Raw genomic sequence first — 13,639 nt, forward strand, 5'->3', positions numbered from 1 at the left:
ATTGTTATTGATTTGTTGTTTTTGTAATTAAGGGAGTAATTATGAGCACAGAAGGAAAGAGCTATAATTTTAATACACCGCAACGCTTGTTTGTCGGTTATACGTTAGCTGTGTTAGTGGATTTAACCGTACTGAATTTCTTTGACGAGTATTGCCAGTACGTCAACATTGAGTCGTTTACCATCTCTTTCATTGCTGCAATCTTGCTCCAACTATTGCTTAAATTATCCATAGGATTGGAACACAAGCTCGCAAACTATTTTAAATCGAAGCCCGGCACGGCTCCAAAAATCTACCGAGGTGTTTCTACCTATATCATCCTTGTAGGCTCTAAATTTGTAATGCTAGAAGCCATCAACATTATTTTTGGTGACAAAGTACAGTTTACGGGTCCATTTAATGGGGTTGTCGCCTTCTTCGCGGTGGTCTTTGCAATATTGATTGCTGAAGTGATTGTATCGAAGATCTACTTTGCTCTTGATGACACAGAAAAAGCGCAGACAACATAGAGGGGATTTAAGCGCTGTTAGAAAGGTGCTTTTTGATGCTTCTATTGCGTTCAAGTATAAAATCCATCGCTGAATACTGCCTGTCGTAGAGAGCAGTATTCAGCGATGATTTATTTGATCGTCTGCTAACAAATTTTACGTTATGTCTATTTAAAAACGATAACCTAATGTTAGTGACGTTTGTTGGTGACTGGTATCTAGGTTTGAGCGGTTGTATGACACGCCAATCACATAGACATCTTCGATAATAATATCTGCGCCGACACCGTAGGCTAAACCTGCTTGGCTGTTTATCTTTTTACCGTCGTCAGTATTGAAGGTACTGTTTGCCGCGTGATCTTGTTCGAGTTTATAGGATTCAACAGCAAGACCTAGCATAGCGTAGGGTGTCATCCTTACTTTCCCTGATAGGTTTTCAATAGGGTAGCCAAGTTTACCCATTAATCGGGTGTTGATTGCCCAACCATCAGCGGTGTCACCTTGTGAGTTGCTATGGAAATTAGATTCATCAAAAGAAGCGTAAGTACCCGCTAAGTTGATACTGGCGTATTTGTTGAAGCCAAATTCAGCTCCCAATGTGCCACCATAGACACTAAATCTTGGGTTATGAAAGTTAGATGAGATATTGCTAGCACCAGCAAAAACGGTGATACGCCCTGAGTCTTTGTCGTCAGCGGCGTGGGCTGTGATGGAGAATGAGCTAATGACTAAAATAGCTAATAGTTTCTTGTTCATGGATTGCTTCCGTACAATTTTGGTTTGCGCGGCGTCATTTTGATTAGAGTGTTACAAAAAATGTCAGGGTGAAGTCAATACTATACTTGTTTTGCTTCATTTAATGAGAAATTCTGGTGATAGTAATTATTTATCTATTAAATCAATGGAATAAGATTATTTGTGGAATGTAGTATCAACTTTTTGATTGATGACTAATATCCTCCTGCTCCCTTAAAAATTATCAAATCGAATTTCCAACCTGAACCGAATACTCGCTTCTTTCTCAAAACTTTGCTGATACTCTCTATACCAGTTGTACTCTGGAGTGATTTCATAGTAGAGCCATTCGTAAAATACGTTTTGACGGTAGGTGAGACTGATTAAGGTATTGTCTATAAAGCTGCGTGGGGTGTCTGTTGCTGTGGTGCTGATGGTGTAGTTAATGGCCTGGGTTGGGGATATGTATTGATAAAGAATAAAACCGGTTCCCATATTCCAGATGCTGGTGTCTTCGGCATGATCGCGTTCAAATTCGGCGAATGAGGTCCAGCGCAGTAAAAAGTGTGTGTTGATGGCGTGGTCAATATCAAACTGGGTTGACTCACCGGTTAATTCTGTTTGTTGATAGATTTTTTGCGTGATGCGGCTGACGGTGTTAAGCGTAATAGGGTAGGTAAAACGATAACGTGCTTCAATCTTTGGCTTGAAGGTGGCTTTGATATTGAAGCTGCTGTAGCCCTTTGCGTAGATATCGTACCTAAGTCCAATGTTATTTTCGACTTCATCCGAGTTTTTCGGAAAGAGATCGAAAAGAGAATCTTCCCCCTCTGATTCGATGATCAGTTTGAGTCGTTTGGTGACTTTCGGCAGGTTAAATTTTGCGTCGATCTTACTTTCGTATTTAAAACCGTCCTTTTCGATGTAGGAAAAGTCATTTTTCCAGCGCACGGAGGTGCCTGCACGGGCATCTTCAGTAACGCGATCATCGGCGAAGAAGTCATCAAACCATACCGCAGGCTGACAAAACTTGGTATTAAGAAAGTGATAAACACGGGAAATTGGCCTATCATCGTCTGGCTTGCTTAAGCATATTTCTTCGCTGTCTTGCGCTTGTACTTGTAGTGAAATGATGGCAAACAGCAGAAAGAAGAATAAGTGAATAGAGGGGGCGAGGTGCAAGCCGAATCCTTTGGTTATTTTGTTCACTTCTATTATGGTTGATGTATTTCATATTGTCACAAAGTGTTTGATTTGGTTTAGAAAGTGTTAGAAAAAGAAAATATACTTAAACTCGCGCACATGAAGATGCCGTTTGGTAAATACGCTGGACGCGTACTGATTGATCTTCCAGAAGAGTATTTATTGTGGTTTCAAAACAAAGCCCAGTGGCCGGAAGGTGAACTAGGTCGTCTGTTGCAACTTTGCTTGGCGCTGAAGGTTGAAGGGTTAGACTCGGTGGTTAAACCGTTAAAAGATAGCAGCCGTTATTAGCCAACATCAATAAGTCATTCTTTTGGTAGATGGAAATATCGCAATACGGCGATGATGAAATAGGTAAAAGGAGAGACCATGAATGAGCAATACGTTCCCCCTAAAGTGTGGGTTAATGACACCAATGGCGGTAATAAATGGGCCAATATCAATAGCCCTGAAGCAGGTGCTAGATACGAAAAGGCATTGCCAGAAGGTGAGCATTCATTACAGCTGTATTCCTTAGGGACACCTAACGGACAAAAAGTCACCATCCTGCTTGAAGAGCTGTTAGGCGCTGGTGTTAAAGAAGCAGAATATGATGCTTTCCTGATCAATATTGGTGACTCTGATCAGTTTTCTTCTGGATTTGTGGGTGTGAATCCCAATTCTAAAATCCCTGCTTTGGTCGATAAAAGTGGTGAACAAGCAGTTAATGTATTTGAATCTGCCTCTATCCTTGTGCATTTAGCAGAGAAGTTTAATCGTTTTTTACCTAGCGCTGGACCTGCTCGCACTCAAACGTTTAACTGGCTGTTTTGGGCACAAGGTTCCGCTCCTTTCTTAGGCGGTGGTTTTGGGCATTTTTACGCCTATGCTGATGAAAAACAGCAATACCCAATTAATCGCTTTGCGATGGAAGCAAAGCGTCAGTTAGATGTATTAGATAAGCAATTGGCAAAATATCATTTTGTTGCTGGTGATGAATATACGATTGCTGATATGGCAATATGGCCTTGGTATGGCAACCTTGTATTGGGTAAGTTATATGATGCCGCCGAATTTTTACAAGTAGACTCTTATACCAATGTGGTGCGTTGGGCTAAGCAAGTCGCACAGCGAGAGGGCGTGCAACGCGGCCGTATTGTTAACCGTGCTTTTGGTGAACCATGGGAGCAGCTTGCGGAAAGACATACTGCTGAGGATATCGATGCGGTGTTAAAATTACGCCCTTAGCATTTATTGCGCAGAATTAGAGCGCTTTCTATGCAGTGAAGCATGGGTATTAACTATGAGCGTCAGTGGCTATGTAGTTTTCTATAAGACCAGTCTAGACGGTGATTGATGCGTGCTAGATAGCACTCGGTGCTCAAATATTATGCAGGTGAATCGCAAAAATAATTATGCGAATGAAAAATGTTTCTATTAAAGCGTCATAAAGCTAAACTATGGATGCAGGCAATCTCCGTTAACGAAGGCGGAGATTTTTTTTGCCTATAGATTTCAATTAATCACTGTGAAAATGTGACAAATTATTTTAATTCGCCTTATTCGGTGTAGAATTCTTCTCATGGTGCATTGTAAGCCATTCGCCGGTGGACTCTCCCCGTAACTCGATGCTTCTATGCAACCCTTAAAGGCACTTGAAGGACAAATGATGGTAATACCTGATAAAAGCAGCATAGTAATTTTTGGTGCTTCTGGAGATTTAACTTATCGCAAGTTAATTCCCGCTTTATATAGACTGTACCAAAGCGGTCAACTTCCCCAATCATTTTATATTTTAGGCGTAAGCCGTACTGAATACAGTGATGAGTCTTATCGTGACAAATTGAAGAAAGCCCTTCGAGAATTTGAAAAAACAGAAGAATCTGTTCTAGAAGAGTTCATCGGCCATCTTCATTATCAAGCAATCAATACGTCCGATACCGCAGATTATGCCAAACTGGCAACTCGACAAGATGAACTTGCGGCGCACTATCAGTTAGAAGAGCGTAACGTTCTCTATTACTTAGCCACACCCCCTAGCTTATATTCTGTGATTCCTGCAAGCCTTGCCGCTCATGGTCTAAACAAAGAAGACGATGGTTGGAAGCGCCTTATTGTTGAAAAACCGTTCGGTTACGATCTTGCGTCAGCACAACTGCTAGATAAGCAGATCCATGAGCATTTTGAAGAAACTCAACTGTATCGTATTGATCATTACCTAGGTAAAGAAACCGTACAAAACCTATTGGTGTTCCGTTTTTCAAACATTATGTTTGAACCGCTTTGGAACCGAAATTTCATTAATTATGTTGAAATCACAGGTTCTGAGTTCCTTGGTGTGGAAGAGCGTGGCGGCTATTACGACGGTTCTGGCGCAGTACGTGATATGTTCCAAAACCACCTATTGCAAGTATTGGCCATGGTTGGCATGGAATCACCACCGCGCATCAATGCGGATTCTATTCGTGATGAAGTGGTGAAAGTATTAAGAAGCTTAAAGCCTCTTGAAGAACACGACTTAGTGAATAACCTTGTTCTTGGTCAATACACCGAATCTGAGGTTCGTGGTGAGTTTTTACCTGGATACCGAGACGAGCCGGGTGTTGCTGATGATTCGCGTACTGAAACCTACATTGGACTAAAAGCCTACATTAACAACAGCCGTTGGAACGGGGTTCCGTTTTATGTTCGTACTGGTAAGCGTCTGCCGACTCGCGTAACAGAAGTGGTTATCCACTTTAAAGATACGCCGCACCCAGTGTTTGGGCAGGATGCGCCTGAAAACAAACTGATTATCCGTATTCAGCCGGATGAAGGTATTCAGATTAGCTTTGGTTTAAAAGAGCCTGGAGCAGGTTTCCACGCGAAAGAAGTGAAAATGAACTTCCATTACAAGTCTTTAAACGAAGCTCATATGCTCAGTGCATACGAACGTTTATTGCTGGATGCATTAAATGGCGATGCAACGTTATTTGCTCGTTCTGACGCAGTTGAAACTTGTTGGGAATATGTTCAGCCTATTTTAGACTTTAAAGAACGTCCACAAGCGCTGTTTGGTTATGCCTGCGGAACATGGGGGCCGAAAGAGTCTCATGATCTTTTAGAACGTGATGGAAGAGCGTGGCGCTTCCCTTGTAAGAACTTAACAGATACCGAGTATTGCGAATTATGATGAATAGCAAAATCTTTAGTACGCCGACTCAAGTGGTAGAGCAGTTAGCCAAAGAGTTACAAAGCTTTAGTCATCAAGGTAGAGCGGTACATATTTCTCTATCCGGTGGCAGCACTCCCAAAATGCTATTCAAGTTGTTGGCGACAGAGCCACATGCGAGTAGCATTGATTGGAACAACCTGCATTTTTGGTGGGGCGACGAACGTTGCGTAGCACCAACTGACGCAGAAAGTAACTTTGGCGAAGCCAATGCTTTGCTATTTGTTCCTGTTGGTGTGCCTGAAGCAAACATTCACCGTATTTTGGGTGAAAATGATCCTCAGCAAGAAGCCATTCGTTTCGCAACAGAAATGAGCGATGTGATTGACACCCAAGATGGCGTTCCCGTGTTTGACTGGATCTTGCTAGGCGTGGGTGCTGATGGGCATACCGCTTCTTTGTTCCCAGAGCATACAAATTACAATGAAGAAAAACTGGCTATCGTTGCTTCACATCCAGAGTCTGGACAGTTGCGCATTTCGAAGTCAGCAAAAGTGCTACAAGCGGCCAAACGCATTAGCTATTTAGTGTTAGGCGCAGGCAAACAAGATATCGTACATGAGATCTACAATACGCCAGCTGAGGATCTTCCCTATCCAGCAGCAAAAATTCACTCCAATGCGGGTGAAACAGAATGGTTTTTAGACTCAGACGCAGCAAGTAAGATTGCTTAAGATAAGAATAGTAGGAGAGACAAAATGAAAGGTGATATTGGTGTAGTTGGACTCGCAGTAATGGGTCAAAACCTTATCTTAAACATGAACGATCATGGCTTTAAAGTGGTAGCACATAACCGTACTGCGGCTAAAGTTGACCAATTTTTAGAAGGTCCAGCAAAAGACACTAACATCGTTGGTGCTTACTCTTTACAAGAAATGGTAGAGAAGCTAGAAACGCCACGTAAAGTGATGCTTATGGTACGTGCTGGTGATGTGGTTGATAGTTTCATCGAACAACTTATCCCACTACTAGACAAAGGTGACATCATCATCGATGGTGGTAACACTAACTACCCTGACACAAACCGTCGCGTAGCTTACCTACGTGAAAAAGGCATTCACTTCATCGGTACTGGCGTATCAGGTGGTGAAGAGGGCGCACGTTTTGGTCCTTCAATCATGCCAGGCGGCTCTCCAGAAGCATGGGAAGCAGTGAAACCTATCCTACAAGGCATCTCAGCGAAAACTGATAAAGGTGAGCCTTGCTGTGATTGGGTAGGTAACGATGGTGCAGGTCACTTCGTTAAAATGGTACACAATGGCATCGAATACGGTGACATGCAGCTTATTTGTGAAGCGTACCAATTTATGCAAGACGGCCTTGGCATGTCTGCTGACGATATGCAAAAAGTCTTCGCTGACTGGAACACCACTGAGCTGGACAGCTACTTAGTAGAAATCACAGCAGACATCTTGAAATACCGCGACGAAGATGGCGCGCCATTAGTTGACAAGATCCTTGATACTGCAGGCCAAAAAGGTACGGGTAAATGGACTGGTATCAATGCCCTTGATCTAGGTATTCCACTAACGCTTATCTCTGAGTCTGTATTCTCTCGTTGCCTATCTTCTATGAAAGATCAACGTGTAGCGGCTGAGAAATTGTTTGGTAAAACAGTACAACCTGTTGAAGGCGACCAGCAAGAGTGGGTTGACGCACTTCGCCAAGCACTGCTTGCGTCTAAGATCATCTCTTACGCACAAGGTTTCATGCTAATGCGTGAAGCATCAAACCAAAATGGTTGGGACCTAAACTACGGTAACGTAGCACTCATGTGGCGTGGCGGTTGTATCATCCGTTCTGCATTCCTAGGTAACATCCGTGATGCGTTTGAAAACGATGCAGAAATTGCATTCCTAGGCTCTGATCCTTACTTCAAAGCTATCCTAGAAAACTGTCTAGGTGCATGGCGTAAAGTGGCGGCTAAGTCGCTAGAAGTAGGCATCCCAATGCCTTGTACAACGTCTGCTCTTTCGTTCCTTGATGGTTACACAACGGCTCGTTTGCCTGCAAACCTTCTTCAAGCGCAACGTGACTACTTTGGTGCTCACACTTATGAGCGTCTTGACCGTGAGCGTGGTGAATTCTTCCACACTAATTGGACTGGTACGGGCGGCGACACAGCATCAACAACTTACGACGTTTAATCGTCAGTGACTGTCTTTTTTACTAACAAGACAAAGGTTGATCTAACTAGGTAATTTAAGGGTGACTTGTTATGCAAGTCACCCTTTTTCGTGATTGGGCGACCTATTCAGAATATAAAAATTGCTATATCATCAAACAAAACAATCATCAGGTAATACAATATGACTACATTATATACAGAAGCGGCAAAAGAGCTTTTAAGCCGCCGCGTAGCGGGTACTAAAGCGCCACGTCTTGCAGAAAACATTCGTCCAACGACTCTAGAAGACGCTCTGCAAACTCAAGCGGCAATGATTGAACTGAAAAACGGCGCTGTAGGCGGCTGGAAATGTTTGAACCCACTTGGGGAAGACAAATACATCGTTGCACCTATCTTTACTGATAGCGTGAACAGTGGCGATACATGTAAATTGTTTATGGACAATGGCGCAGCGCGCATTGAACCAGAAATTGGCTTCAAACTGGGCAAAGATCTTCCTGCAAACGCAGAAGGTTACACTGAAGAGCAAATCAATGACGCTATCGGTTCATGCCACATGGCACTTGAGCTAATGCAAGCACGTTTTGCTGCAGACAGCGATGCTGAGTTCAACGAAAAACTGGCTGACTGCATGGTAAACCAAGGTCTGTTTGTTGGCCCTGAAATTGCTCGTGAAAAAGCCTTTGATGCGGCTAAAGTTAACGTGACTGTGACTCAAGGTGACAATGTTCAAAACTTTGATGGCACACATCCAAACGAATCGGCGCAAAGCCCTGTTTACTGGCTAATTAACTTCATGACTCGTCGCGGCGTAACGTTCAAAGCTGGCGAGACTATCATTACCGGTTCTTACTGTGGCATCGTTGAAGTTGAATTCGACAAGCCTACAACAGTAAATTACGCAGGCATCGGCGAGTACCAAGTGGTATTTAACGCTAAGTAACTCGTACGAAATAACAACTAAGCGTCATATTATTTGTTATTTTATAAGGGGCTATTGGCCCCTTTTTGCTGCGCTATTTCTGATCACTGAGTTAGTGGGATTGGTATTACGTATTGCAGTAAAGATGAGTTAAATATGGCTTATATGCAGGACAGTGTTAGACAATATCGACTCCAGTGCTAACATCATAATGCTAATGAAGAAGAGCCAATCCTTACGCTAAGAAGGCTTGATCGCAGTAAAGTCGAGGAGTTGTATGTTTCGATTTATCCAATATCGCAGAATGGCCAAAGTGATTAAAATACTATCGCCGATACTGCTAAAAGGGTATGGCAGACGTGATTATTTCTCTATTGGGCAAATACAAGCGAGCAGTCAAACCCTCAGTCAACGCCAGCAAAAGTTTGCACTGGCCCTGTTTGCAGATCCTCAAGACTTAGCAGGGTTAGAGGATGCCTCTTTATTTCATCGACTGCGCAAGGAGATATCTCATGATTTCTTTACCGACGCTGACGACTATACCGCAAACGACGTTTTAAATGTCCTAGGTAGTGGTGGTTGGAAAGGCGGGAGCATGAATGATGATATGTCTAACCGAAATGGGATGAACGGTCGTTATTAAATACGGCGTTAAAACCGTGTAGTGTAATGGTTATCGACGGAAAGTTACTTTGCTACAAGGCGCATTATTGCTACTCTAAAGGCCAATGATTTCTTATGGATAGCCCGATGAATAGCACAATCGAAACTCTTCTTTCTCACCGTTCAATTCGTTCATTTACCGAGCAAAACATCACGGCAGAACAACTGGAAACCATCTTAGATTGTGGTTTAGCTGCGTCGAGCTCTACCTTTATTCAGTGTGTGTCGATTATTCGTATTCAGCAAAAGGACAGCCGAGCAAAACTGGCACGCTACGCTGGCGGTCAGTCTTATGTAGAAAGTTGCGCGGAGTTTCTGGTTTTTTGTGTTGACTACCATCGTCATCAGGATATTCATCCACAAGCGCAGCTCGGGTTTACCGAACAAACTTTAATTGGGTCTGTTGATGCGGCTATGATGGCGCAAAACTGCCTTGCGGCCGCTGAGTCATTAGGGCTAGGGGGCGTGTATATTGGTGGATTACGTAATAACCCACAACAGGTCACCGAGTTGCTGGCACTTCCAAAACACGTTATTCCTCTATTTGGATTGTGTCTAGGGCATCCGGCGCAAAACCCTGAGGTTAAACCTCGTTTACCTAAATCCATCGTAGTACATCAAGAGCAATACACGGCATTGGATAAAGATGTGTTAGCCCGTTATGACGATCAAATCAAAAACTATTATGCCACGCGTACAGACAATAAAAAATCGGGTGCTTGGTCGGATCAAATTACTAAAATATTAAGTAAAGAAGCCCGCCCGTTTATGCAAGAGTTTTTACAAGATCAAGGATTTAATACCAAATAATATGAGTATTAATTTAGAGCAGGTAGAGCATCAAACTCGAGAATGGTTAGAAAAGGTGGTCATTGGGCTAAATTTATGTCCATTTGCCGCAAAACCTAATCGAAATAAACAGATCAGAATTGCCGTCACAGAAGCAGACAACGAAGAGCAATTGCTAGAGTTTATCTTGCAAGAGTTCATGCATTTGCAAAGCACCGACGTCGAAGAGCTAGAAACGACTTTGGTCACTATCCCTAATTTCTTAGATGATTTTATGGATTACAATCTGTTTTTAGATTGGGTTGATGCACTGATTAAACAGCAAGATTACGAAGGGGAGTTTCAAATAGCCACCTTTCATCCTGATTACTGTTTTGCCGGTACTCATCCCGATGACGATGAGAATTTAACCAATCGTTCGCCGTATCCGGTGATACACCTCATTCGAGAAGCAAGTATGGAGAGGGTATTAAAACATTACCCTGATCCAGAGGCTATTCCAGATAACAACATTGAGCGTGTGAGTAATCTCACTGATGAACAAAAACGAGCCTTGTTTCCGTATTTATAACCGTAGATTTTGCTTTAGAAAGCAGGCCTTAAACATCAGGTGTTACGTCACACAGTAGGGCCTGATAGCGTTTAGGGGGAATACCGCTAAATCGCTTAAAGGCACGCGAGAAGTGGGCTATGTCGGCGTAGCCCAATTGTACCGATATTTGGGTTAGGTTGAGGTTCTGTTTCATCAAATCACAGGCAGTATTAAATAAAAGGCTGTTCTTGATGGCTCTAAATGAGTTTTTCTCTTGCAGTAGCTTGCGCTGCAGGCTGCGCGTACTCATGCTTAATAGCGTGGCGGCCAGTTCTATATCAAGATTTTGCTCATGCACGTAAGGCGCGAGCGCGGTGTACAAAGTATCGGTGAAGGTACTATGCCAAATGATCTCTTTGGCGACAGGCTCTGGGTAATGGGTATAAATCGTTTGATCAAGCAGTTCTAAATCAATGCTGATTTTGGTGTTCTGTTGCGAAAATAACAATTGGATGTCACTGGGAATGTTTTTGGCAAACTGACCATGGCGACTTTGAATTAACGCCAACGACTTTGGTCGCCATGCCAGGTTATTGGTCAGTGAGCGAATAAGCTCGACGCAATATAAAACATTGAAGATCTCTTGCCAGTCGTTCACTTCTTTATGCTGCATTGCAGAACAAAACCATGCGCTGTTGTCGTTCACTTCTAAGTATTGTGAAGCAACAGGGATAGACTCTCTGATTAATAAATTAAACTGGGTTAATACCTCACGTAAGGTCAGATTTTTAGACAGCGTTCTTACAAAATGTGGGATGAGTTGAGTTCGTTGGGTATGAATAACCGCTTCGACAAAAGTAAAAATACCCTCATCGGTGTACACCTTACCGAAGATACTTTTCACTGAAGTATTCACGATCATATTGCTTGAATCTGTCAGCATTTCACGGCTGATATTGGCGTGACGCAGTGCCTCAGTCATGTTAATACCCTGTTTCTCAAACTGCACTATGATGGTGTTGACAACATCGGCACGAACCAGCGGAATAGCTTGCGTTTCCGAGTCATCGTCATGTTTAGTAATGTAAAGTTCAGGGCTACCTTGATTCAAAATTGATTTTCCAGTTTTTGGTGAACATCGACAGTGCAATGACAAATCTTTTTCATATTCGTTAAGTATAGCCAGTATTCAGCATTGACAAATTCTCGTTACAAATAAATAGGTTATAGAGTATCTATGTTGTCTGTATCTCCATTAACTTCATGTAAAAAATCAAATAGGAATAGTTCTTATTTTTAGAAAGCCGTACTACACTCAATGGAACTCATAAGGAAGGAGACAGTGGTATGCGCTATTTTTTGTATGCAGCGTTATTGGCGGGTTCTGCTAGTGTGTTAGCAGGAGAAGACGTTGTTTATGAAGTGGATGGAAAAGAGTATCAAGGTTATTGGTCTAAGATCTCTGATTCTGCGCCTTTAGTGGTCTTAGTTCACGACTGGGATGGATTAACCGAATACGAAATTAAGCGAGCTAAAATGCTTAATGAAGTGGGGTATAACGTTTTTGCTGCTGACTTGTTTGGTAAAGGTATTCGCCCAACCGAAGTGAAAGATAAAAAGCAGCACACAGGTGAGTTGTATAAAGACCGAGCGAAGCTACAAAAGCTAATGGCAGAAAGTCAGCTTAAAGCAGAAATGCTCAATGGTAGCAAAGATAATACCGTAGTAGCAGGGTATTGTTTTGGCGGAGCCGCGGTTCTTGAATCTGCTCGTGCGGGCAATAGCGCGAAAGCCTTTATCAGTTTCCATGGCGGTTTAAAAACGCCACAAGGTCAAGATTACAAGATGACGAAAGCACCGGTGGTCATTTTCCACGGCACAGCAGATAAAGTTGTTAGCATGACGGACTTTGCCATGCTAGCTGATGAACTGGAAAGCACTGGCATTCAACATGAAATGATCTCTTACGGCGGAGCGCCACACGCATTTACAGTGCTTGGCTCTGATCGCTATCGTAAAGATGCCGATCTAAAATCGTGGAATCGTTTTAATGAAGTACTTGCAGAAGTGACAAAATAGCGCGACTAACACCGATTATTTACATTCAAAAATCGCATAAAGATGGACGTATCTTTTCACAAAGGATCCGTCCTCTTCTCGTTTTAGAGGGTGAGTGTGGGTTTTATAACAAGGTTGTAAGCTAAGATCTTGCATAAGATCGTCCAGTTTAGGAGCCTGCGATGGTGCAAGGTGTATGCCTTTTTCCGCATATTGGCTTAAATCATCGGGTAGGTGATTGTGCCACCAATCAATGAGCTGTTGACTGGTGTTGATTCTATTAAGCCAATGATCACAGACAAGAACGACGCAATCATTAGGTTGTATGGCGTAGTTAAACTCACTTTGCCAAATAGCTAAGGTTTCAAACAAGTGGGATTTAAAGACTTTATTGGCCGTTTTAATCGAATAGGGAAATAGCCAAACACTGCCATATTGCAATGTAATGCGTCGATAAACGCTATCGGGTGCGTGTGTGTATTTATGGGTGTGGATTGGTTCAATGGTCATCGCAGAACCAAATTGTTGTGCGGTTTTTTGTAAGCGCCGCTCCACTAATGAGGTTAAGTGATGATTGCTGATTCCCCGATTATGTACGGTTGGATAATGTTGCTTTGAAAGCGCAAGACAGTCGTTCTGAACCGCTTTAAGTGCCTGAATAACGATGTCTTTCAGCAAAATAACTCCAATTACCTATAGAGGATAATAAATCTAATATAGTGTAATTTGTAACGTAAAGTAATAGCAATCATTCTTCGTAAACTTAATGAAGCTTTGTATTGCATCTGTTCAAAGTTTTCAATTTCAATGCATGAAATTTGTTTCCTAATACACTGACTATCTTGTAACCTTAATGTTAAAATATTTACCTGATGGTTAATGGCGCTTATCAAGGCTCGATAATAGTCTTTTATACTAATTACACTAAGTC

At 42.5% G+C, this 13,639-nt stretch carries 15 protein-coding genes; 11 read left to right on the forward strand and 4 right to left on the reverse strand.

Annotation, left to right across the window (positions count from 1 at the left end):
• The first annotated feature begins 41 nt into the window (after nt 1-41).
• Nucleotides 42-509, forward strand: a complete 468-nt coding sequence (locus VEZ01S_RS09085; RefSeq protein WP_021713741.1) for a hypothetical protein — start codon at nt 42-44, stop codon at nt 507-509.
• 150 nt (nt 510-659) lie between these two features.
• Here the strand turns inward: VEZ01S_RS09085 and VEZ01S_RS09090 are convergent, their stop codons facing one another.
• Together VEZ01S_RS09090 and VEZ01S_RS09095 are read right to left on the reverse strand one after the other, a co-directional pair.
• The gene (locus VEZ01S_RS09090) at nt 660-1,244 is read right to left on the reverse strand and encodes an outer membrane beta-barrel protein (RefSeq protein WP_021713742.1); all 585 of its coding nucleotides are present in this window, start codon (nt 1,242-1,244) and stop codon (nt 660-662) included.
• Between the two features lie 213 nt (nt 1,245-1,457).
• On the reverse strand, nt 1,458-2,354 hold the full coding sequence (locus VEZ01S_RS09095; protein ID WP_052032214.1) for a hypothetical protein: 897 nt from the start codon (nt 2,352-2,354) through the stop codon (nt 1,458-1,460).
• Nucleotides 2,355-2,489: 135 nt separating this feature from the next.
• Between VEZ01S_RS09095 and VEZ01S_RS09100 the strand changes: the two genes are divergently transcribed.
• The 9 genes from VEZ01S_RS09100 (at nt 2,490) to VEZ01S_RS09140 (ending at nt 10,689) form a co-directional block, all read left to right on the forward strand.
• Complete coding sequence (locus tag VEZ01S_RS09100) at nt 2,490-2,717, forward strand: DUF3820 family protein (RefSeq protein ID WP_021713744.1); 228 nt, start codon at nt 2,490-2,492, stop codon at nt 2,715-2,717.
• Between the two features lie 78 nt (nt 2,718-2,795).
• The gene (gene yghU / locus VEZ01S_RS09105; RefSeq protein ID WP_021713745.1) at nt 2,796-3,653 is read left to right on the forward strand and encodes a glutathione-dependent disulfide-bond oxidoreductase; all 858 of its coding nucleotides are present in this window, start codon (nt 2,796-2,798) and stop codon (nt 3,651-3,653) included.
• A gap of 421 nt (nt 3,654-4,074) precedes the next feature.
• Nucleotides 4,075-5,577: a glucose-6-phosphate dehydrogenase gene (gene zwf / locus VEZ01S_RS09110; protein ID WP_021713746.1), complete on the forward strand. Its 1,503-nt coding sequence runs from the start codon at nt 4,075-4,077 to the stop codon at nt 5,575-5,577.
• Nucleotides 5,574-6,290 (forward strand): 6-phosphogluconolactonase, encoded by a 717-nt coding sequence (gene pgl / locus VEZ01S_RS09115; RefSeq protein WP_021713747.1) that lies wholly within the window; start codon nt 5,574-5,576, stop codon nt 6,288-6,290. The genes zwf and pgl overlap by 4 nt, the downstream gene beginning before the upstream one ends.
• Before the next feature lie 24 nt (nt 6,291-6,314).
• Nucleotides 6,315-7,763 (forward strand): decarboxylating NADP(+)-dependent phosphogluconate dehydrogenase, encoded by a 1,449-nt coding sequence (gene gnd, locus VEZ01S_RS09120; protein WP_021713748.1) that lies wholly within the window; start codon nt 6,315-6,317, stop codon nt 7,761-7,763.
• Between the two features lie 162 nt (nt 7,764-7,925).
• Nucleotides 7,926-8,687 (forward strand): hydratase, encoded by a 762-nt coding sequence (locus tag VEZ01S_RS09125; RefSeq protein ID WP_021713749.1) that lies wholly within the window; start codon nt 7,926-7,928, stop codon nt 8,685-8,687.
• A gap of 256 nt (nt 8,688-8,943) precedes the next feature.
• Nucleotides 8,944-9,309 (forward strand): DUF6559 family protein, encoded by a 366-nt coding sequence (locus VEZ01S_RS09130; protein ID WP_021713750.1) that lies wholly within the window; start codon nt 8,944-8,946, stop codon nt 9,307-9,309.
• A 107-nt stretch (nt 9,310-9,416) separates the two neighbouring features.
• Nucleotides 9,417-10,139 (forward strand): oxygen-insensitive NADPH nitroreductase, encoded by a 723-nt coding sequence (gene nfsA, locus VEZ01S_RS09135; protein WP_040890563.1) that lies wholly within the window; start codon nt 9,417-9,419, stop codon nt 10,137-10,139.
• Between the two features lies 1 nt (nt 10,140).
• The gene (locus VEZ01S_RS09140; RefSeq protein ID WP_021713752.1) at nt 10,141-10,689 is read left to right on the forward strand and encodes a DUF1415 domain-containing protein; all 549 of its coding nucleotides are present in this window, start codon (nt 10,141-10,143) and stop codon (nt 10,687-10,689) included.
• Between the two features lie 28 nt (nt 10,690-10,717).
• Here the strand turns inward: VEZ01S_RS09140 and VEZ01S_RS09145 are convergent, their stop codons facing one another.
• A complete protein-coding gene (locus VEZ01S_RS09145) occupies nt 10,718-11,761 on the reverse strand; it encodes a helix-turn-helix domain-containing protein (RefSeq protein ID WP_021713753.1) in 1,044 nt (347 codons plus the stop codon).
• 236 nt (nt 11,762-11,997) lie between these two features.
• On the opposite strand from VEZ01S_RS09145, the gene VEZ01S_RS09150 reads away from it, so the two are divergent.
• On the forward strand, nt 11,998-12,729 hold the full coding sequence (locus VEZ01S_RS09150; RefSeq protein ID WP_021713754.1) for a dienelactone hydrolase family protein: 732 nt from the start codon (nt 11,998-12,000) through the stop codon (nt 12,727-12,729).
• Nucleotides 12,730-12,744: 15 nt separating this feature from the next.
• On the opposite strand, the gene VEZ01S_RS09155 is transcribed toward VEZ01S_RS09150, so the two are convergent.
• Nucleotides 12,745-13,386: a hypothetical protein gene (locus VEZ01S_RS09155; RefSeq protein WP_021713755.1), complete on the reverse strand. Its 642-nt coding sequence runs from the start codon at nt 13,384-13,386 to the stop codon at nt 12,745-12,747.
• Nucleotides 13,387-13,639 lie beyond the last annotated feature (253 nt).

Origin of the sequence: Vibrio ezurae NBRC 102218, from assembly GCF_000467185.1 — a bacterium.
GTDB classification, from domain to species: Bacteria; Pseudomonadota; Gammaproteobacteria; order Enterobacterales; family Vibrionaceae; genus Vibrio; species Vibrio ezurae.